The following is a 20,955-nucleotide window of genomic DNA, read 5'->3' as shown; positions in this document are numbered from 1 at the left end:
CCCGCGACCAATATGTGAGGGCATCAGATGTCTCTGTTCACCCGCGTCGTCCGGGGCCGGCTGGCCGCCTGGCTCACGCTGGCCGCCGCACTCGTCGTCGGCGTGGTCGCCTTCGGGCTGCCGAAGCCGGACAATCCGGAGCCCGTCTCCGACACGGGCCTGTCCGTCCAGTGGCAGTCGACCCAGGTCGAGCGGCTCCAGGAGCAGTTGCCCTCCAAGGACGCCCAGACCGCCCTGGTGGTGGTCAGCCGCGCCGACCGGGCCCCGCTCAGCGGCACGGACCGCGACACGCTCGACGGCGTCTCCGGCGAACTCGGCTCGCTCGCCGTGGGCGGCAGGGTCTCCCCCGCCCAGGTCTCCCCCGACGGCACCGTGGCGCTGGTCGCGGTGCCGCTGTCCACCGAGGGCGGGCCGTCGGCGGTGGTCGACGAGGTGGAGAAGCTCCGCGAGGCGGTCGGTGACCTGCCCGGCGAGCTGAGTGTCGAGGTCACCGGCGGGCCCGCGTTCACCGCCGACCTGGGCAAGGTGTTCCAGGGTGCGGACACCACGCTGCTGCTGGTCACCGCCGCCGTGGTGGCGGTGCTGCTGCTCGTCACCTACCGCAGCCCGTTCCTGTGGTTGGTGCCGCTGCTGGTGGTGGGCGCCACCGAGCAGATCACGCTGCGCGTGGTGGAGTCCCTCGTCCCCGCCTTCGGCATCTACCTGCCCAGCGGACAGGTGACGGGCATCGCCAGCGTGCTGGTGTTCGGCGCCGCCACCAACTACGCGCTGCTGCTCATCGCCCGCTACCGGGAGGAGCTGCGCCGCGAGGAGGACCGCTTCGCCGCCATGCGCTCGGCGCTGCGCCGCACCGCCGAGCCGATCCTGGCCAGCGGCAGCACCGTCGTCCTCGGTGTACTCACGCTGCTGCTGTCCGAGCAGGAGACCAACCGGGCGCTCGCCCTGGCCTGCGCCACCGGTGTGATCCTCGCCATGCTCTCCGCGCTGTTCGTGCTCCCCGCCGCGCTGCTGCTGTTCGGCCGGGGCCTGTTCTGGCCGTTCGTCCCCCGCGTCGGCAGCGCCGCCCGTGAGGGCCGCATCTGGGGCCGCCTCGGCGAGCTGGTCGTCCGCCGGCCGCTGCCGGTCGCCGCGCTGGCCGTCCTGCTGCTCGCCGGCCTCGCGCTCGGCGGCCTGGGCATCCGTACCGGGCTGTCCGAGACCGAGCAGTTCAGTGAGAAGCCCGAGGCGGTCGCCGGGGCGGAGACGCTCGCCCGGGCGTTCCCGGCCGGCAGCACCCAGCCGGTCGCGGTGCTCACCAACCCGCAGGCCGCCCAGGCGGTCCTCGCCGCGGCGAGCGGCGTCGACGGGGTCGCCTCCGCGCGGCCCGGCACCGCCGCCGACCGGGTCGCCCAGATCGACGTGGTGCTCACCGCCGAGCCGGGCAGCGCCGCGTCCGACCGGGCCGTGGTGGCGCTGCGTGAGGCCGTGTCCGCCGTACCGGACTCGTCGCCGCCCGCCGTGGAGGGCGCGGACGCCCCCGACGGCGCCCTGGTCGGTGGTTCGGTCGCCGCCACCTACGACTCGAGCGAGGCGAACACCAAGGATCTCCAACTGATCCTGCCGCTCATCCTGCTGCTGGTCGGCGCGGTGCTGGTGCTGCTGCTGCGCGGCATCCTGGCGCCGCTGCTGCTGGTGCTGACGGTGATCGCGTCGTTCTTCGCCAGCCTCGGCGCGGCCTGGCTGCTCTTCGACCACGTGCTGGACTTCCCGGCGCTGGACAGCGGGGTGCTGCTGCTCGCGTTCGTGTTCCTGGTCGCGCTCGGCGTCGACTACAACATCTTCCTGGTCACCCGGGCCCGGGAGGACGCCCGGCGCACCGGCACCCGCGACGGCATGCTGTCGGCGCTGCGGGTCACCGGCGGTGTGATCACCAGCGCCGGCATCCTGCTGGCGGCGGTGTTCGCGGTGCTCGGCGTGCTGCCGCTGATCACGCTCACCCAGATCGGCATCATCGTCTGCATCGGCGTGCTGCTGGACACGCTGCTGGTCCGTACCGTCCTGGTGCCGTCACTGGCGTTCCTGCTCGGCGACCGGTTCTGGTGGCCCGGACGGATCGCCCGGGACGCCGACGCGCCCCGTGAGGCGCCGGCCGAGCCGGTCCCCGCGCGGGACTGACCTGGACAGACGGGGCGGGGGCCGGCGCGTACGCCGGCCCCCGTTCCGTCGTCCGGTCGCTCAGAAGCTCAGGCACTCGCACCCGGTCATCAACGCCCGCACGTTGCGCACGTACTGCGGGTTGGGGACGGTCAGCGGCTGACCCTCCCGCGCCACCGCGCCGTGCCCGTAGTTGTAGGCCGCGATCACGGCGTTGAGCAGGCAGGAGTTCAGCTCCGCGGTGCACAGTGAGGCGTCGAGCCGGTAGTCGGACTCGAAGTACATGTCGCCGATGTACTTGGTCAGCCAGGCCAGGTAGGTGCCGCCCAGGTAGGCGTTGTCCCGGTAGGCGTCGATGTCGTACGACTGGCCGAACCGCTGGTTCATCCACTCCGCGGTGGCCGGCATGACCTGCATCAGCCCGACCCCGCCGTCACAGGCGATGATGTTGGACTGCCACCCGCTCTCCTGCCAGGCGGTGGCCTTCAGCAGCGCCGACGGGATGCGGATGTCCGGCGCCGAGGTCGGCCAGTAGGTACGCGCCGCAGCGTCGGCGAGCGCCGCCTTCACCTGGCTCTGGCTGGCCTTGGTGCCCCGGTAGCTCGGCTTGCAGCCCTCGTCCGCCGGTTTCGGCGGCGCCGGCGGCACCTGGGTCTCGGTCGGCGGCTGCGGCCGGGCCAACGGCGCCGTGGACGTCCGGGTCGGCTTGGCCTGCGGCTTCGGTTTCGCCGACGCGCTCGGGCTGGGCCGCCCGCCCATCGCCGCCACCGCCGGCGGCTCCTCGTTCGGCGCGTCGGCCGGCGCCTCAGGTGGCTGGTCCACCGGGGCCGCCGTGGGCAGTTCCACAGCCACCTCGCGGACCGGCTGCTCCTGCTCGCCGCACGCCGTGAGCGTGGCCGCCGCGAGCAGCGCCACCACCGTCACGGCCCACCGGGCGCGTCCTCGCCGCATCGAACCTCCCCGTTGTCCCCGTCGGCGCACCCTAACAAGGATCGACGGGCTCGGGGGGTACCCGCGACGCGGAGCGGCGGCCCCGCGGCCGGGGAGGCGACTCCGGGACCGTGCCGGGGCCCGGCCGCTCGTCCGGTTCCGCCAGGCGGTCCCGGGTCGCCCACGCCACCACGAACACGGTGGTCCACGCGAGGCCCAGCAGCACCGCCGTGATGGTGCCGCTGGCCGTGCTGAAACCCAGGTAGAGCCGCGCCCCGGTGACCGTCACCACCGCCGCCGACGCGACCGTCCAGACCGCCGCGCCCACCGGCCAGCGGGCGCCCCGCGACAGCAGCCAGGCGAGCGTGCCGAAGCTCGCGGTCACCAGCGCGTTCTGTGTCGGGAACAGGTCACCGGGGCGGTCCGGGCCACCCGGGCCGGTCAGCTCCGCGACGACGACGAGCAACACCAGCGGCACGGCCGCGCCGACCGTACCCAGCACCCCGAGCGGGTCGGCCCGCCACGCCCGCCCCCGCCGCGTCACCACCGCGGCCACCACCGCCACCGCGGCGATCAGCACCCAGCCGCGCAGCACCGACACCGCGAGCAACGCCGTGTCGACCACCCCTGGGGTACGCCGGGCGGCGAACCAGTCGGCGACCAGCCCGTCGAGGACACCCAGCCCGCTGTGCGCGACGACCGCCTCCAGCAGGGCCGCCACCGCGAGCCCGGCGACGAACAGCAGCGCCAGCCCCAGCGCCAGGTTGACCAGCAGGGTCCAGGCCGGGCCGACGCGCATGGCGACCAGGAAGAACAGCACGCCGTACCGGGCCCGCAGCCAGCGCAGCGGCGGCAGCGCGGCGGCCCGTGCGGCAAGCGCGCGCACCGGGTCCGGGTTGCGCCCCAGCCAGCGGCCGGCGAGCACCACGGCGAGCAGGCACAGCAGCAGGGCCAGCACCGCCCCGGTGGCCCGGCCGAGCAGCTTCGACACCCGCTCGTACGACTCGCCGGCCAGGTAGCCGGCCAGCACCGAGGCGCCGACCCAGCTCGCCACCCCGGCCAGGTTCCACGGCGCGAACCGCCGGTACGGCATCCCCGCCGACCCGGCCAGCCGGGGCGCCAGCGTGCGGGCGAACGCGATCCAGCGGGCCGCGAGCACGCCCCGGCCGCCGAGGCGCTCCAGCAGCGAGTCGGCCCGCCGCCACCGGTGCGCGCCGATCCGGGCGCCGACGCCCGAGGCACGCAGCCGGGGGCCGTACCGGCGGCCCGCCCGCCACGCGAGTGTGTCTCCGATCACGGCTGCGGCGGTCATGGCCACCAGCACGGGCGCGAGGCGCAGCGTCCCCGCGTACGCTAGGAAGCCGACCAGAAGCAGGGTCGCCTCGCCGGGCATCAGCAGCCCGACGATCACCGCGGTCTCCGCCGCGACGATCGCCGCGGCGGCCAGGTAGATCAGCAGGGGCGGCAGCTCCTGCAGCCAGCTCAGCAGGTCAGGCATCGGACACCCCGCACGGGTGTCAGCATGCCAGTCGCTGGAACGGTCGGCACAGCACTTTCGACGCAGATCCGGGCGATCTCGGGGTGACCCCGAGGCGTGCCCCGGCAACCGCAGACAGGAGTATGGAGGGTATGCAGCTACGCACCGACCTCCGCAACGTCGCCATCATCGCCCACGTCGACCACGGCAAGACGACCCTGGTCGACGCCATGTTGCGGCAGGCCGGCGCCTACGGCGCCCGTGGTGAGACCACCGAGCGGGTCATGGACTCGATGGACCTCGAGCGCGAGAAGGGCATCACCATCCTCGCCAAGAACACCGGCGTGCGGTACCTGCCGGCGGACGGCTCGGAACCGGTCACCATCAACATCATCGACACCCCCGGTCACGCCGACTTCGGCGGCGAGGTCGAGCGCGGCCTGACCATGGTCGACGGTGTGGTGCTGCTGGTCGACGCCAGCGAGGGCCCGCTCCCGCAGACCCGGTTCGTGCTCCGCAAGGCGCTGCGCGCCCGGCTGCCGATCATCCTGGTGATCAACAAGGTGGACCGCCCGGACGCCCGGATCAAGGAGGTCGTGGACGACACCTACGAGCTGTTCCTCGACCTGGACGCCGACGAGGAGCAGATCGACTTCCCGATCGTCTACGCCTGCGCCCGCGACGGCATCGCCTCGCTGACCCAGCCCGCCGACGGCGCGGTACCGGACGACAGCAGCAACCTGGAGCCGCTGTTCCGGACGCTGCTGGACACCATCCCCGCGCCCGCGTACGACGAGGAGGCGCCGCTCCAGGCGCACGTCACCAACCTCGACGCGTCGCCGTTCCTGGGCCGGCTCGCGCTGTGCCGGGTCCGCCAGGGCACCATCAGCAAGGGCCAGACCGTGGCCTGGTGCCGCACCGACGGCAGCACCCAGCGGGTACGCATCTCCGAGCTGCTGATGACCGAGGGCCTGGAGCGCAAGCCCGCCGAGTCGGCCGGGCCGGGCGACATCATCGCCGTCGCCGGCATCCCGGAGATCATGATCGGTGAGACGCTCGCCGACGCCGAGAACCCGGTGCCGCTGCCGCTGATCACCGTGGACGAGCCGGCCATCTCGATGACCATCGGCACCAACACCTCGCCGCTGGTCGGCCGGGTCAAGGGCGCCAAGGTCACCGCGCGGATGGTCAAGGACCGGCTCGACAAGGAGCTGATCGGCAACGTCTCGCTGCGGGTGCTGCCCACCGAGCGGCCGGACGCCTGGGAGGTGCAGGGCCGCGGTGAGCTGGCCCTGGCGATCCTGGTCGAGCAGATGCGCCGCGAGTCCTACGAGCTGACCGTCGGCAAGCCGCAGGTCGTCACCAAGGAGATCGACGGCAAGACCTGCGAGCCGGTCGAGCGGCTGACCATCGACGCCCCGGAGGAGTACCTCGGCGCCATCACCCAGCTCCTGGCCACCCGCAAGGGCCGGATGGAGCAGCTGGTCAACCACGGCACCGGCTGGATCCGGATGGAGTGGCTGGTCCCGGCGCGCGGCCTGATCGGCTTCCGGACCGAGTTCCTCACCGAGACCCGCGGCACCGGCATCCTGCACCACGTCTTCGAGTCGTACGAGCCGTGGTTCGGCGAGCTGCGCACCCGCAACAACGGGTCGCTGGTCGCCGACCGGGCCGGTTCGGTCACCGCGTTCGCGATGACCAACCTCCAGGAGCGTGGCCAGCTCTTCGTCGAGCCGGGCACCGAGGTGTACGAGGGCATGATCGTCGGGGAGAACTCCCGCTCCGACGACATGGACGTCAACATCACCAAGGAGAAGAAGCTCACCAACATGCGCTCGTCGACCGCTGACGAGACCGAGAAGCTGATCCCGCCGCGCAAGCTGTCCCTGGAGCAGGCCCTGGAGTTCTGCCGCGAGGACGAGTGCGTCGAGGTCACCCCGGCCGCGGTGCGCATCCGCAAGGTGGTGCTGGACCAGACCCAGCGCGGCCGGATGGCCGCCCGCCGCAAGCACGCCGGCTGACCCAGCCGCTCACCAGCCACCCGGAGCCCGGTCCGCCCTTCGGCGGACCGGGCTCCGGCCTTCCCCCACCCCACCCCCGGTCGATCGCCCGGTCGCCGATCACCGGTCGATCATGAGGTTCGCGGCAGTCCTGGAGATCGATTCCGCCGCCAACTTCATGATCGACGGGTCAGCGGGAGACGACGCGACGGGTGCATTGGTACCGCGCCACGAACGCGAGACGCGCCTCGGACGCGAGACGAAGTCACGGCGGCCGGGTCAGTACGGCTTGGTGGCCTCCAGGGCCAGCACGTCGGGCACCGGACCGGAGCCGGACTCGACCACCCGGGTCAGCCGCAGGCCGGCCGCCGCCACGGCGTCCAGCAGGCCGGCCAGGGGCAGATGCCAGGCGCCCACCCGGGCGCGGACGCCGGTGGCGTTCCACGAGCGGACCGTGCGCTCCCGCGAGGCGTACCCGCCGTCGATCACGATTCGCTCCGGCTCGGACCGGTCGGCGAACGCGCCCACGAAACACGGGTGCACACCGACGTGCACCAGCCGGCCGCCGGTTGCCAGCACCCGCGCCGCCTCGGTGATCGCCGCCGGATAGTCCGGCATGTCGGTGTGCGCGAGCACGCACACCACCGCCGGTACGGCGCCGGTGGCCAGGGGCAGCGCGGTCGCGTCGGCGCGGGCCACCGGCAGCCGGGCGCGGGCGTGGCGTAGCTGCCCCCCGGACAGGTCCACCCCCAGCGGCGTCCACCCGAGACGCCGCAGCTCGGCCGCGTGCGCCCCGGTGCCGCAGCACAGGTCCACGCACCGGCCCGGGCCGTCACCCAGCAGGTCGGCCAGCACGGAGCGGACCCGGTCCATGTAGACCGACGAGGTCTCGCTGGCGTACTCCTCGTACCAGTCGGCGATGTCGTCGTACAACGGGGTCGTCATCTCCGCACGCTAGCCCCGCACCCGTGGTCGCCGCTGCCCCGCGTACGCCCCGAAGATCGGCTACGGTGCGGTCATGACCTGGGAGGACCTCGACGCGCACCTGGACAAGGTGCCCGGTACCGTCTCCGCGTACGTGGGCCGCCCCGGCGCGCGGCAGGCGTGGACGCGGCGGGCCGACGCCACCCACTACGCGGCGAGCACCATGAAGCTCGCCGTGCTGGTGGCGCTGTTCCGCGCCGCCGAGGCCGGCCGGCTCGGCCTGGACGCGCCGGTGCCGGTGCGCAACTCGTTCGACTCCGCGCTGCCGGGCGCGCCCCGGTTCGCCAACGACCGCGACTACGACAACGACGAGGCGGTCTGGGACCGCGTCGGCGGCGAGGCGCCGTTGCGCTGGCTCGCCGAACGGATGATCATCCGGTCCAGCAACCTCGCCACGAACATCTGCATCGGCCAGGTGGGGCTGCCCGCCGTGGCGCAGGCGTGGGCGCTCGCCGGGGCGCGGCACAGCGTCACCGGCCGCGGCATCGAGGACTTCGCCGCCCGTGACTCCGGCATCGACAACCTGGTCACCGCCGCCGACCTGGCCGCCCTGCTCGGTGAGCTGGCGCTCGGCGCGACCCGGCCCGGCCCGCTCGCCTCGCCGGCCGGCTGCGCCGCCATGCTCGACGTGCTCGTCGCCCAGGAACACCGTGAGGACCTGGCCGCCGGGCTGCCCGACGGCACCCGGATCGCGCACAAGAACGGCTGGGTACGCGGCGTACGCCACGGCGCGGGCGTGGTGTTCCCGGACGACGCGCCGCCGTACACGATCGTCGTCTGCACCACCACCGACCTGGCCGACGGCGGCGCGGACGGCGACGAGGTCTCCGACGACGCCTGCCGGCTGATCGCGCACGTCTCCGAGCAGGTCTGGGCCGCGCGGCACGACCTGACCGGCTGACCCGGTCACTCCAGCAGCCGCTCGCGCAGCGCTTCGCGGTGCGCGTCGGTCACCCCCAGACCGTCGCGCAGGTACGCGTCGAACGAGCCGTGCGCGCGGCGCACCTCGTCGTAGGCGGCGTCCAGGTATTCCGGACGCACCTCCAGCAGCGGCCGGGCCACCGCCGGGTCCAGGTCCGGCCGGCGCTGGATCATCGCGGACAGCAGCACCTCGCGCAGGCTCTCGGTCAGCTCGTTGTGCACCAGGTAGTCGGCGCGGATCGCCTCCTCCTGCACCCCCAGCGCGGTCAGCAGCACCACCGACAGCCAGCCGGTGCGGTCCTTGCCGGCCGAGCAGTGGAACAGCAGCGGCAGGTTCGGCCCGTCCGCGGCCAGCCGCACCGCCGCGCCGAAACCGGCCCGCGCCGACTCCCCGGTGACGAACCAGCGGTAGATCGCCGTCATCGCCCCCGGCATGCCCTCGCGGGCCAGTGCCGCGTACGCGTCCAGGTCGTGGCCCTGCAACACCGCCGAGACGTACGTGAACACCGGGTGGGCCGCGTCGTAGACCGGCAGGTGCACCGTGCGGGGTTCCCCCACCAACCGGTCCGGCGGGGCCACCGCCTGCTCGTGGACGTCGCGCAGGTCCACCACGCAGGCCGGGCCGAGCTTGCCCAGCACCGGCAGGTCCTCGTCGGTGAGACGGCCCAGCGCGGGCGTGCGGATGAGCCGCCCCGCCCGTACCCGCCGCCCGTCGGTCGTCGGCAGTCCACCCAGGTCACGCGCGTTCGGCGCGCCCACCAGCTCCCATTCCCGCCCGGCCATCGGCCCTCCCCTGCTCGCCGCCAGTTGGCTATAGGGTGCCCCACATGACGATCGCCGCGGTACGCACCCACCGGCTCTCGGCCCCCTTACACACCCCGTTCGTCACCGCGCTGCGCCGCACCACCACCGTGGAGACGCTGGTCGTGGAGGTGATCGACGGTGACGGGCGCCCTGGTTTCGGGGAGGCACCGCAGGTCTGGCAGGTTACCGGCGCGTCGGTGGCGGGCGCGGAGGCGTGCGTACGCGAACTGCTCGCCCCGCTGCTGATCGGCCGCGACGCCGACGACCTCCAGGCCGCCTGTGCCCTGGTGCGCCGCGCCGTGGTGAGCAACGAGTCGGCGAAGGCGGCGGTCGACGTGGCGCTGCACGACCTGGCGGCGCGGCGGCTCGGCGTACCCCTGGTGCGTCTGCTCGGCGGCACGGCGCTGCGCGTGCCGACCGACGTCACGCTGGCCGCCGGCGACGCGGTGGACCTGGCCGCGACGGCGGCGCGGCGCGGCGGCGAGGGGTTCACCGTGCTCAAGCTCAAGGTCGGCACCGATGCCCGCGGCGACCTGGACCGGGTCCGCTCGGTGCGGGCCGCGGTCGGCCCGGACGTGCGGATCCGGCTGGACGCCAACCAGGGCTGGACGCCCCGGGAGGCGGTGCGGGTCATCCGCGCGATCGAGGACGCGGGGCTCGACGTGGAGCTGGTCGAGCAGCCGGTGCACCGCCGGGACCTGGACGGGCTGGCCTGGGTCTGCGACCGGGTGGACCTGCCGATCCTGGCCGACGAGTCCGTCTTCGACGTGCGCGACCTGGTCGAGGTGATCCGGCGGCGGGCCGCCGACATGGTCAACGTGAAGCTGGCCAAGTGCGGCGGCCTGCAGCCGGCGCGCACGCTGCTCGACCTGGCCGCCGCGCACGGCATGGGCACCATCGTCGGCTCGATGATGGAGGGCCCGGTGGGGGTCGGCGCCGCCGCCAGCCTGGTCGCCGCCTACGGCACCACGGCCGTGTCGGATCTCGACGCCGCCTGGTGGCTGGCCTGGTCGCCGGTCGCCGGGGGCATCCGGTACGAGGGCGCGAGCGTGCTGCTGCCGGACGCGCCGGGCCTGGGCGTCACCGGACTGCGTGAAGCTAAAATTCAGACACTTGCTTGAGCATTGTCAGAATTTTTCATATCGTCGCCCCGACGACCACCGCAGAGAGGGGTACGCGTGGCGCCTCTGCCCGGCCACCGGGCCGTCGTACGGGTACCGGTGGCGACCCTCTGGACCGCGCCCGAGGCGGTACGCCCGATCGACTGCCCCGCCCTCGCCGGCTCCCCCGACGTCGCCGCCTGGATCGCCGGCATGGACCGCGACCAGCTCGTCGGTGACTGCGTCCTGACCCAACTGCTGCTCGGCGAGCCGGTGCGCGTCACCGAGACCCGCCCGGACGGCTGGGTGCGGGTGGTGGCACTGGGCCAGCCCGCGGCGAAGCTCGGCGCCGACGGTTATCCGGGCTGGCTGCGCGCCGCCCACCTGGCCGACGCCGACCCGACCTCCCCGGTTCCGGCCGACGTCGCCTCAGCCGGCTCCGCTCCGTCCGGCACCGCTCCGGCCGGGCCGGTCGGTACCGGCCCATCCGATCCTGGTCCGTCCGGTTCGAGCCCGTCCGATACCGGTCCGTCCGATACCGGTCCGTCCGATACCGGTCCGTCCGATACCGGTCCGGCCGGTACCGGTCCGGCGGCCGCCGACGGCCCGCTGACCGTCGACGTCGCCCGCACCGCGTTGCGCGCCGGGCCGGACGGCGACGCCACGCTCACCGGCGTGGTCCTCGGCACCCGGCTCACGCCGACCGGGCCTGCGGTGGACGGCAGGCGTCCGGTCCGCGTACCCGGGCGGGCCGACCCGCTCTGGGCCACGGAGGACGACCTGGTGCCGCTGCCCGCCGAGCGCCCCGAGGCCGAGAACGTGCTCGCGGTCGCCGAGCGGCTGCGCGATCTGGTCTACGTCTGGGGCGGCATGTCCACCGACGGCATCGACTGCTCCGGGCTGGTGCACCTGGCCTGGCGGCGGTACGGGGTCACGCTTCCGCGCGACGCCGACGACCAGGCGGCGGCGACGTCGCGGGTGCCACTGGACGCCGAACGCCCCGGCGACCTCTACTTCTTCGCCCGGCCCGGCCGGCACATCCACCACGTCGGGATCGTGTCGGCGGAGCCGCGCGGCGGCCGACGCCGGATGCTGCACGCCTGCTACCTGACCCGCCGGGTGGTCGAGGAGGAACTGCCGGCCGACCGGACCGCCACCCTCGTCGGCGCCCGTCGCGTCTGACCCCGGACGCGCCGAGGGGCGCCCCGGGAATGGGAGCGCCCCTCGCGGTGACGGGTGGGTCAGCGTCGGGCCTCGACCAGTGCCCGGCGCCGGTCCCGGGACGACTTCGCCAGGCTGGCGGCCGTGGCCACGGCCAGGGTGCCGAGGATGACGGCGAGCGAGAGCCAGATCGGGATGTGCGGGGCCCACGCCACGTGCTCCCCGCCGTTGATGAACGGCAGCTTGTTGTCGGCAAGCGCCTCCAGCACCAGCTTCACGCCGATGAAGCCGAGCACCACGGCCAGCCCGTAGCTGAGGTAGATCAGCCGGTCCAGCAGGCCACCGAGCAGGAAGTAGAGCTGCCGCAGCCCCATCAGCGCGAACACGTTGGCGGTGAAGACCAGGTACGGCTCCTGGGTGATGCCGAAGATCGCCGGGATCGAGTCCAGCGCGAAGATCAGGTCGGTGGTGCCGATCGCGATCATGACGATCAGCATCGGGGTGAACAGGCGCCGCCCGTGCTCCTGGGTGGTGATCTTCGCCCCGTCGTAGTCCCGGGACAGCGGCAGCGCGCGGCGGCTCCACCGGATCAGCACGTTCTCGCTGAACTCGTCCTCGTCCGGCTCGCCCTGCCGGGCCAGGTTCACCGCGGTGTAGATGAGGAACGCGCCGAAGATGTAGAACACCCAGGAGAACTGGGAGATCAGCGCCGCGCCGGCCGCGATGAAACCACCGCGCATGACCAGGGCCAGGATGATGCCGACGAGAAGCACCTTCTGCTGGTACTGCCGGGGCACCCCGAACCGGGCCATGATGATCACGAAGACGAAGAGGTTGTCGACCGAGAGGCTGTACTCGGTGAGCCAGCCGGTGTAGAACTCGCCGGCCACGCGACCACCCGCGGTCAGCCAGAGCGCGCCGCCGAAGATCAACGCCAAGCCGACGTAGAAGCCCACCCACAGGCTGGACTCACGGACGCTGGGCTCGTGGGGTCGTCGGCCGATGATGAACAGGTCGGCGAGCAGGATCGCGATCATCGCGATCAGCGTTACCGCCCACACCAATGCGGACACGTTCAAATTCATCCTCCGGCAGACACGCTGCGTCGGAACACACCGAACGCCGGGTGGGGTGCCGGGGTGCGTCGACACTGACAGGGGTGACTGACGGAGGTCTCTTCCGCCGGAGCCCGGTGACCGGTTCCGACCGCGGAGCCGGGTCGGGCGACCGGGGGTGCCGGGCGCTCTTCCGTGCTGACGACTCCGTCGCGGGGGAATACTCCCCTCCTCGATCGCCATTGTTCACCATCGCACCGAGGTGGCGCATCTCCGGACCGCTCGTCGATCTCCCGACGTGCTGCGGCTCACGTTGGGCGGGGCGTCCTAGGAGGCTAGCCACCCGATCCCGACGCGGCTCTCCCGACGTCACCCGGGACGTACCCGCGATGCGACGGCATGGCAGGCTGCCAGCATGGTTCTTGAGGTCGCGCTGATCGATGTCACGCCCGGACACGAGGACGAGTTCGCCGCCGCCTACACGCGGGCGCGCCCGATCCTCGCCGGCGCCGAAGGCTGCCGCTCCGTGCGGATGACCCGGGGCGTGGAGTCCCCCACCCGGTTCGTGCTGCTCGTCGAGTGGGACTCGGTCGAGGCGCACGACGTGAACTTCCGCCAGACCGAGCGGTTCGCGCAGTGGCGCGGCCTGATCGGGCCGCACTTCGCCGGCCCGCCGCTGGTCGAGCACTTCATCGACGTTCCGGCCTGAACTGTCGTACCCCTGCCATAGCCTGCGCGCTGCGCGGCCACCGGTCCCGACGGGCATCGGGGGCACCGGGCCCGGTGGCCGCGCCTCGCCGGGAGCGGGCCGCGCGGCTCACTCCAGCTCGTGCGGATCCCGCGGCCGGGGCACCGACGCCGCACCGAGCCGCCGGGCCACCAGCTCGGCGGAGGCGTCCGCCGGCAGCGCCGAGGCCAGCAGTCGTTCGACGACCCGCTCGTAGTGGGCCACCTCCGCCTCGGCGACCAGCCGCAGGTCGGTGGTGAGCGTCTCCACCAGCACGGTGCGCGGGTCCTCGGGGTCGGGGTAGGCGTAGTACGAGAACGGCGCCAGCGGGTGCGGTCCGTCGCCGCCCGACGCCGCGGACGGCAACACCCGGACCGTGACGCGGGGCCGTTCGGCGAGCGCGGCCAGATGGCGCATCTGGTCGCGCCACACGTCGGCGGGCAGGCCGCCCGGGTCGCAGACACGCTCGTCCAGCAGCGCGGTGTAGTGCGGCGGGTCCGGCCGGATCAGCAACTCCTGGCGTGCGACGCGGCCGCGGACGTCGGCCTCCACGTCCACCTCCCCGGTCAGCGCCGCGCCGGCCGACACGCGCAACCGGGCGTACGCCGGGGTCTGAAGCAGACCGGGCACGAGCACGCACTGGTACTCGACGATGCGCGCCGCACCCGCCTCCAGCTCGGCGTACGCCCGCTGGCGCTCCCCCATCTCACCGAGCGCCTTCGACCAGCCCCGGCCGGTGGCGGCGTCGCGGGCGATGACGATCAGCTCGTCGCGCTGCGGCGACGGCACCTCGTAGACGTCGAGCAGGTCGAGCACGTCGGCCAGGTCGGGCCGACTCTGCCCCAGCTCGATGCGGGACAGCTTCGAGGTGGACGCCCAACCCAGCCGGGCGCAGACCTGTTCGAGCGTGAGCGACTCGCGGCGACGCAGCCGGCGCAGCTCCACGCCGAGCCTCGCCCTGCGGACCACGGGACTTGCTGACAACGGCATGTACGCCTCCCGGGAGGGAGCGTACGCATCGCCGTCACTCTCGGCAATACCTCGCCCACACAGCGCAACCGCGCGGGCCGGCCCGTCAGGGGCGGTAGGTGCCGAACGACCAGACCAGCCCGATCAGGTCGCGGGCGACGTAGTCGCGGGAGCCGTAGTCGGTGTCGGACGGCGCCCGGACGATGTCCGCACCGGCCGCCCGGGCCCGCTCGTGATGCGCGTCGACGTCGTCGATCGCCAGGTAGACGACGTAGTCGTCGTCGGCCGGGCGGGACCGCGGCGCCGGCCCCGGGCCGAGCATCACCAGGTCGCCAGCGAACTCCAGCTCCACGTGGACGACGGCGCCGTCGGGCAACTCGTGCACCTCTCGCACGGTCAGGCCGAACGCGGAACAGAGGAAGTCGACGGCGGCTCGCACGTCGGGATACCGCAAGACGGGATACACGCTCTGCATGCCCTCAGTCTGCCGCCGGGGCGGTCAGGCCGGATTGGACGAATGGGATCCCGGCCCGGCCAGCGCGGCCGGGGTGGCGCCGGCGAACTCGTGGAACTCCCTGATCAGATGCGACTGGTCGTAGTAACCCCACCGGACGGCCCGTTCCGCCCACCCGGCGTCGTCCGGCCCGGCGGCCCCGGCGGTGAGCAGCGTCCGGCCCAGGCTCGCGTACGCCCGCTCGAAGCGCAGCAGGCGGGCGACGGTCTTCGGCGGCAGGCCGAACTCCCGCCGGAACCGGACCGACAGGTGGCGGCGGGACCAGCCCAGTTCCCCGGCGAGCGTGGCCACGCCGACCGCTCCCCCGCTGCCGTCCAGACGCCGCCAGGCCGCCAGCAGGTGCGGGTCCGGCGGCGCGGTCGACACCAACCGTGCGGCCAGGGCGGCGTCGAGCCGGGCGAAGCGCTCCGGCCAGCCCCGCTCGCCGGCCAGCTCGTCGCGCAGCCGGGCCAGCCAGCCCGCCACCGCGTCGACCGGCACCACCCGGTTGGTCAGCTCGGCCAGCGGCAGCCCGAGCAGGCGGCGGGCTGCCGGGGCGGTCAGCAACACCTGCACTCCGGTGCCGGTCCCGGTCGTCCGGGTGGCGCACCAGCCGTCGGACGGACCGGCCAGGAAGGCGTTCGCGTACGCGCCCCGGGCCGGGGCACGCGGATCGGTCACGTCCAGCGGGTCGCCCCAGCCGAGGATCAGCACCACGAACGCGCCCGCCGCCTCCCGCCGGACCAGCGGGACGGGCGCCTCCTCGCGGTAGCCGAGGTAGCGGTCCACCCACCGGCGCAGCAGCGGATCGGGGCGCGCGGTGACGACCTCGGTCAGCATCGCGCCGCCTCGGCCGTCGCGCCGGTCACCGGACCCCTGCGGCGTCCATCCCGCGCAGCTCCTTCTTGAGGTCGGCGACCTCGTCGCGGATCCGCGCGGCCAGCTCGAACTGCAACTCGCGCGCGGCGGCGAGCATCTGGTCGTTGAGTTCCTGGATGAGGTTGGCCAGGTCCGCCCGGGCCATCCCCTCGCGCGACGGGGTCGCCGCGGCGCCCCGGCGGCTGCGCGTCTCCTTGACCGGCGCCTTGCCCCGGGAGAGCTGCCGCACGGCCCCGCCGACGTTGCTGTTCTCGGTGTCCTCCGCCTCGCGGTAGATGTCGTCGAGGATGTCGTGGATCTTCTTGCGCAGCGGTTCCGGCTTGATGCCGTTCGCCTCGTTGTGCGCGATCTGCTTGGCCCGGCGCCGGTTGGTCTCGTCGATCGCGTCCGCCATCGACGGCGTGATCTTGTCGGCGTACATGTGGACCTGGCCGGAGACGTTACGGGCCGCACGGCCGATGGTCTGGATCAGTGACCGGCCGCTGCGCAGGAAACCCTCCTTGTCCGCGTCGAGGATCGCCACGAGCGACACCTCGGGCAGGTCGAGACCCTCCCGGAGCAGGTTGATGCCGACCAGCACGTCGTAGTCGCCCTTGCGCAGCTCGCGCAGCAGCTCGACGCGGCGCAGCGTGTCGACCTCGGAGTGCAGGTAGCGCACCCGGATGCCGTTCTCCAGCAGGTAGTCGGAGAGGTCCTCGGCCATCTTCTTGGTGAGCGTGGTGACCAGCACCCGCTCGTCCCGCTCGGTACGCAGCTTGATCTCGTGCATGAGATCGTCGATCTGCCCCTTTGTCGGCTTGACCACCACCTCGGGGTCGATCAGGCCGGTGGGCCGGATCACCTGCTCGACGAACTCACCCTGCGCCTGCTCCAGCTCCCACGGGCCGGGGGTGGCGGAGAGGAAGACCATCTGGCCCACCCGCTCCAGGAACTCGTCGAAGCGCAGCGGCCGGTTGTCGGCCGCGCTGGGGAGCCGGAAGCCGTGGTCGATGAGCATCCGCTTGCGGGAGGCGTCGCCCTCGTACATGCCGCCGATCTGCGGGATGGTCACGTGCGACTCGTCGACCACTGTGAGGAAGTCGTCGGGGAAGTAGTCGAGCAGGCAGTGCGGCGGGCTGCCCGGCAGCCGGCCGTCGATGTGCATGGAGTAGTTCTCGATGCCGGAGCAGAAGCCCACCTGGCGCATCATCTCGATGTCGTAGGTGGTGCGCATGCGCAGCCGCTGGGCCTCCAGCAGCTTGCCCTGCCGTTCCAGCTCGGCCAGCCGCTCGCCCAGCTCGGCCTCGATGTCGCGGATCGCCCGTTCCATCCGCTCCGGGCCGGCGGCGTAGTGCGTGGCCGGGAAGATCATCAGGCTGTCGACCTCGCGGACCACGTCACCGGTCAGCGGGTTCAGGTAGTAGAGCTTCTCGATCTCGTCACCGAACAGCTCGATCCGGACCGCCAGCTCCTCGTACGCCGGGATGATCTCCAGCGTGTCGCCGCGGACCCGGAAGGTGCCGCGCTGGAAGGCCATGTCGTTGCGCGCGTACTGGATGTCGACCAGACGGCGCAACAACTGGTCGCGGTCCAGCTCCTGCCCGACCTTGACCCGCACGGCCCGGTCGAGGTATTCCTCCGGCGTGCCCAGGCCGTAGATCGCCGAGACGGTGGCGACGACGATGACGTCCCGCCGGGTGAGCAGCGACATCGTGGCCGAGTGCCGCAGCCGCTCGACCTCCTCGTTGATCGAGGAGTCCTTCTCGATGTAGGTGTCGGTCTGCGGGATGTAGGCCTCGGGCTGGTAGTAGTCGTAGTAGGAGACGAAGTATTCGACCGCGTTCTGCGGCAGCAGCTCGCCGAACTCCTTCGCGAGCTGGGCGGCGAGGGTCTTGTTGGGGGCGAGCACCAGGGTCGGCCGCTGGAGCCGCTCGACCAGCCACGCCGTGGTGGCGCTCTTGCCCGTGCCGGTCGCGCCGAGCAACACCGTGTTGCGGTCGCCGCGCCGCACGCGACGCTCAAGCTCGTCGATGGCAGCCGGCTGGTCACCGGCCGGCTGGAACTCACTGACGACCTGGAAGCGGCCGTCGAGCCGGGGAATGTCGAGCGCCATGACACCAACGGTACGCCCGAGGTCCGACACTTCCGGCCACGACCACCGACCGTCCCTGATCAGCTTCGATATTCCCATTGTGTGGCTCATCTCACCGGTCTACCCTCGTACCGTAGGCCGCTCGCGGCGGCCGACCGGGCCGGTGATCGCCCCACGCGGGGCCGGTCGCCCCCGGCGCCAGGGCCGCAGCACCCGGGACGACCGGCGTGCGCGCCGACGGTGGTCGCGCGCAGCGCTGACCGGCCGCCGCGAGCGCCCCTGCTCGTCACCGAAACCCCGCTACCGCGTTCTCCACTCGTGGGGACCTCTCCCGAGCGCCGGCCGCGACGCGAGCCCGACACCGGCATGCCCCAGCCCGACACCGGCACGCCCCCGCCCGCCGACGAGCCGGGAGGCCAGCGCGGGGTGAGCCGCCCCCACCGGCTCTCCGCGCGAGGCGACGGCGACCAGGCCGTACCCCGCGAACCGGGCCGGGGCCACCGGCGGGGCCGCACCAGCACACCGACCCGTCCCGCCACCGTGGCCGGCCGGCGCCGGCGCGCCGGCCTGCTCGCCGGCCGCCGTCCCACGCTCACCACCCGGCCGGACGGCGACCCGGAACTGGACGGCGCCGACGACCCGCCGGACGGGCCGGACCGGCGCCGGATCGCGCTCGCCGCACTCGTGGCGGCGGCCGCGATCTCCGCCGCGACGCTCGTCGCCGGCCTGCTCACCTGGATCCCCGGCCGGACGGACGAGACCGGGACGGCACGCCCGCTCACCGCCGCCGAGGCCGACCGGGTGGCCGCGCTGCGGGTCACCAACCTGCGCGACGTACGCGCCGGCGTCCGGGTCACCGTCGGTGCCGGCACCGCCCGTACCGAACTGGTCGGCTGGGTCGACTGGGCCCGCCCCCTGGTCTATCTCGACGTCGGCGGTCCGGGCGCGGGCGGTGACCGCGGCCTGGTCCAGGCCACCGCTTCCGCGCTGCTGGTGCGGCCCGACCCCGGCGCGCTCCCCACCCCGGCCCGGCCCCCGCTGGTGCCGCCGGCGGACCGGTGGCGGATGCGGTCCCCGGCCGGCGGGCACGGCCTCGGTGCGGTACGCGACCTGCTGATCGGGCTCGGCGCCGACCGGGTCGACCCGCCCGCCGAAGGCCGGTGGCTACGCGGCGACCGGGCCGGCGGCGTCCCGGTGGACGTGCTCCAGGCGCCCCTCGCACCGCTCGGTGACCCGCGCCCGGCGCTGTGGGTCGACGCGGACGCCCGGCTGCACCGGCTCACCGGGCGGCTGGCCGACAGCACACCCGTCACCGTCGACCTGACCCGCGCCGACCGGGCCACAGTGCACCCGGTGGACGCCCTCGGCGGCCGGGCCGGGCAGCCCCGGGCGCCCACCGACGACGAAGCCGCCCGGCTGGCCGCGCTGCCCGCCCGGCTCCGGGCACTGCGCGGCGCGCCGGTGGCGGTGGACGCCCCGCTCGCCCCGTCGGCCAACCTGCGGGCCACCGGCACGGTGAACTGGGCGAGCCCGTCGGCGTACCTCGCGGTGAGCGAGGAGGGCAGCGGCCGGCGTACCCTGCGGTGGGTCCGGCCGGGCCGGGTGGCCGAGGTGCCGCGCTCCTCCGACGGGCCCGCGACGCCCCCGGCGCCGGTGCCGGCCGCGCTGCTCGCGGCACCCGCGGGCCCGCCCGGCGACGACCTGGACCGGCTGCTCGACGCGGCACTGCGGGCGGCCCGGCGCGCGCCCGCCGGCGACGCCGTCCGGGTCCGCGAGGACCGGCTCGGCGGCCGGACGACGGTCGACGTGTTCGAGGTGCCGGGCGGCAGACGCTGGTGGCTGGACCGGGGCGGCCTGCCGCACCGGCTGGAACTGCGGACCGGGCCGGGGGTCTGGATCCGGCTCGACCTCACCGCGGGGCGCGCGGCGGGCAGCGGCGGATCCGCGGCCTCGACGGCCCGCTGAACCGGGCCCGGTGCGGTCCCGACGGCCCGGTCAGGGCCGCCAGCCGGTCTGCGCGGCCCACGCCTCGGCGCGCAGGTGTTCCTCGTCGAACCAGGGATCGGTCACCGTGCCCCAGGCGGCGTGTTCCGGCGCGGCCGCCGCCAGATCCCGCTTCACCTGGAGGTAGTCGGCCCGCCGCGCCGGGTCGGCGCGCAGGTGGTCGCGCATCAGCAGCGCGTACCGCCAGCCGGGTGAACCGGCCTCCCGCAGGTGCAGGCGCACCGGACGTCCCGGGTCCGCGCCGCCGTGCAGCCGCTTGGCCCAGCGCACCGGCTCCGGCTGCCGCGGGGCGTCCCACCAGTCGCCCGGAAGTCGCGGGAAACCCGCCTCGGCCAGCCGCTGCGCGAGCGGCCCGTCCGCCTCGTCGAGCGAGGACACCGTCACCTGGATGTCGATCACGTCCGGGGCGGCCAGCCCTGGCACCGCGGTGGAGCCGACGTGGTCGACCCGGACGTCACCGCCTGCCGCGTGGCGGATCCGGGCGGCCAGCCGGGCGTACTGCTCCGGCCACGCCGGGTCCGGCCCGCCGAACGCCGGGCCGGGCGGGACGGCGCGGCCCTCGCGGACGTTGCGCTCGTAGGGCAGCAGGCGGTCCCGCCACAGGGCGTCCACGGCGGCGTGCAGCTCGGTCAGTGTGCCGTCGTTCGTCAGCAGCACGTCGGCGACCGTGCCGCGGGTGGCGTCGTCGGCCTGCGCGGCGATGCGCCGCTGCGCCTCCTCCGGGGCCATGCCCCGGTCCCGGGTCAGCCGGGCCATCCGGGTCGGCACGGCCGTCCGCACCACGACCACCAGGTGGTACGTCGGCGCGAGCCCCACCTCGGCCAGCAGCGGTACGTCGTTCACGACGATCGCGTCGGCGGGAGCGGCGGCGACCAGTTCGGCGCTGCGTGCGCGTACCCGGGGATGGGTGATCCCTTCGAGCGTGCGGCGGGCGGCCTCGTCGCCGAAGACCAGCGCGCCGAGGGCGGCCCGGTCCAGCGCCCCGTCGGCGTCCACGACCTTGCCGGAGAAGGCGGCGACCACCTCGGCCAGCCCGTCGGTGCCGGGCGCGACGACCTCACGGGCGATGCGGTCCGCGTCGACGACCACCGCGCCCAGCGCGTCGAGGCGGCTCGCCACCGCGCTCTTGCCCGATCCGATCCCGCCGGTCAGCCCCACTTTCAGCACCCGGACAGTCAACCGGATCCGGCGCAGGCATGCCAAACCCGCCCGGCACACGACGCGGGCCCCGCCCCCGGCGCTCCGCT

At 74.0% G+C, this 20,955-nt stretch carries 17 protein-coding genes; 7 read left to right on the top strand and 10 right to left on the bottom strand.

The window, feature by feature from the left end:
- The first annotated feature begins 27 nt into the window (after positions 1-27).
- Complete coding sequence (locus GA0070215_RS12725) at positions 28-2,154, top strand: MMPL family transporter (protein ID WP_091045521.1); 2,127 nt, start codon at positions 28-30, stop codon at positions 2,152-2,154.
- A 60-nt stretch (positions 2,155-2,214) separates the two neighbouring features.
- Here GA0070215_RS12725 and GA0070215_RS12720 read toward each other — a convergent pair whose 3' ends face one another.
- Positions 2,215-3,084: a lytic transglycosylase domain-containing protein gene (locus tag GA0070215_RS12720; protein WP_026267812.1), complete on the bottom strand. Its 870-nt coding sequence runs from the start codon at positions 3,082-3,084 to the stop codon at positions 2,215-2,217.
- A 31-nt stretch (positions 3,085-3,115) separates the two neighbouring features.
- A complete protein-coding gene (locus GA0070215_RS12715; RefSeq protein WP_018785146.1) occupies positions 3,116-4,561 on the bottom strand; it encodes a DedA family protein in 1,446 nt (481 codons plus the stop codon).
- Positions 4,562-4,692: 131 nt separating this feature from the next.
- Between GA0070215_RS12715 and typA the strand changes: the two genes are divergently transcribed.
- A complete protein-coding gene (gene typA / locus GA0070215_RS12710) occupies positions 4,693-6,561 on the top strand; it encodes a translational GTPase TypA (protein WP_018785147.1) in 1,869 nt (622 codons plus the stop codon).
- A gap of 258 nt (positions 6,562-6,819) precedes the next feature.
- Here typA and GA0070215_RS12705 read toward each other — a convergent pair whose 3' ends face one another.
- Positions 6,820-7,485 carry a class I SAM-dependent methyltransferase gene (locus GA0070215_RS12705; RefSeq protein ID WP_091045518.1) on the bottom strand — a complete coding sequence of 222 codons (666 nt, stop codon included), beginning with the start codon at positions 7,483-7,485 and terminating at the stop codon, positions 6,820-6,822.
- A gap of 73 nt (positions 7,486-7,558) precedes the next feature.
- Here GA0070215_RS12705 and GA0070215_RS12700 point away from each other — a divergent pair, with 73 nt between their 5' ends.
- Positions 7,559-8,425 carry a serine hydrolase gene (locus GA0070215_RS12700; protein ID WP_091045515.1) on the top strand — a complete coding sequence of 289 codons (867 nt, stop codon included), beginning with the start codon at positions 7,559-7,561 and terminating at the stop codon, positions 8,423-8,425.
- 5 nt (positions 8,426-8,430) lie between these two features.
- Here the strand turns inward: GA0070215_RS12700 and GA0070215_RS12695 are convergent, their stop codons facing one another.
- Entirely contained in the window at positions 8,431-9,228 is a 798-nt protein-coding gene (locus tag GA0070215_RS12695; protein WP_018785150.1) for a tyrosine-protein phosphatase, read from the bottom strand.
- A gap of 44 nt (positions 9,229-9,272) precedes the next feature.
- Here GA0070215_RS12695 and GA0070215_RS12690 point away from each other — a divergent pair, with 44 nt between their 5' ends.
- Together GA0070215_RS12690 and GA0070215_RS12685 are read left to right on the top strand one after the other, a co-directional pair.
- Complete coding sequence (locus GA0070215_RS12690) at positions 9,273-10,370, top strand: mandelate racemase/muconate lactonizing enzyme family protein (protein WP_091045511.1); 1,098 nt, start codon at positions 9,273-9,275, stop codon at positions 10,368-10,370.
- Between the two features lie 57 nt (positions 10,371-10,427).
- Positions 10,428-11,531 (top strand): C40 family peptidase, encoded by a 1,104-nt coding sequence (locus GA0070215_RS12685; RefSeq protein WP_091045507.1) that lies wholly within the window; start codon positions 10,428-10,430, stop codon positions 11,529-11,531.
- Positions 11,532-11,590: 59 nt separating this feature from the next.
- Here GA0070215_RS12685 and GA0070215_RS12680 read toward each other — a convergent pair whose 3' ends face one another.
- On the bottom strand, positions 11,591-12,589 hold the full coding sequence (locus tag GA0070215_RS12680; RefSeq protein WP_026267813.1) for a TerC family protein: 999 nt from the start codon (positions 12,587-12,589) through the stop codon (positions 11,591-11,593).
- A 391-nt stretch (positions 12,590-12,980) separates the two neighbouring features.
- Here GA0070215_RS12680 and GA0070215_RS12675 point away from each other — a divergent pair, with 391 nt between their 5' ends.
- The gene (locus GA0070215_RS12675) at positions 12,981-13,274 is read left to right on the top strand and encodes an antibiotic biosynthesis monooxygenase family protein (RefSeq protein ID WP_018785155.1); all 294 of its coding nucleotides are present in this window, start codon (positions 12,981-12,983) and stop codon (positions 13,272-13,274) included.
- Positions 13,275-13,382: 108 nt separating this feature from the next.
- Here the strand turns inward: GA0070215_RS12675 and GA0070215_RS12670 are convergent, their stop codons facing one another.
- The 4 genes from GA0070215_RS12670 to uvrB all read right to left on the bottom strand — a co-directional run bounded on the left by GA0070215_RS12670 (position 13,383) and on the right by uvrB (position 17,725).
- On the bottom strand, positions 13,383-14,282 hold the full coding sequence (locus tag GA0070215_RS12670) for a DUF5753 domain-containing protein (protein WP_026267814.1): 900 nt from the start codon (positions 14,280-14,282) through the stop codon (positions 13,383-13,385).
- Positions 14,283-14,367: 85 nt separating this feature from the next.
- Positions 14,368-14,736 carry a VOC family protein gene (locus GA0070215_RS12665; RefSeq protein ID WP_018785157.1) on the bottom strand — a complete coding sequence of 123 codons (369 nt, stop codon included), beginning with the start codon at positions 14,734-14,736 and terminating at the stop codon, positions 14,368-14,370.
- A gap of 24 nt (positions 14,737-14,760) precedes the next feature.
- Positions 14,761-15,594: a helix-turn-helix domain-containing protein gene (locus GA0070215_RS12660; protein WP_091045503.1), complete on the bottom strand. Its 834-nt coding sequence runs from the start codon at positions 15,592-15,594 to the stop codon at positions 14,761-14,763.
- Positions 15,595-15,619: 25 nt separating this feature from the next.
- A complete protein-coding gene (gene uvrB / locus GA0070215_RS12655; protein ID WP_018785159.1) occupies positions 15,620-17,725 on the bottom strand; it encodes an excinuclease ABC subunit UvrB in 2,106 nt (701 codons plus the stop codon).
- 345 nt (positions 17,726-18,070) lie between these two features.
- Here uvrB and GA0070215_RS12650 point away from each other — a divergent pair, with 345 nt between their 5' ends.
- Positions 18,071-19,669 (top strand): hypothetical protein, encoded by a 1,599-nt coding sequence (locus tag GA0070215_RS12650; protein ID WP_244166972.1) that lies wholly within the window; start codon positions 18,071-18,073, stop codon positions 19,667-19,669.
- A gap of 30 nt (positions 19,670-19,699) precedes the next feature.
- On the opposite strand, the gene coaE is transcribed toward GA0070215_RS12650, so the two are convergent.
- Positions 19,700-20,875, bottom strand: a complete 1,176-nt coding sequence (coaE, locus tag GA0070215_RS12645) for a dephospho-CoA kinase (RefSeq protein WP_091045499.1) — start codon at positions 20,873-20,875, stop codon at positions 19,700-19,702.
- Positions 20,876-20,955 lie beyond the last annotated feature (80 nt).

Source organism: Micromonospora marina (assembly GCF_900091565.1).
Lineage (GTDB): Bacteria > Actinomycetota > Actinomycetes > Mycobacteriales > Micromonosporaceae > Micromonospora > Micromonospora marina.
This window is presented reverse-complemented; position numbering and strand designations above follow the sequence as displayed.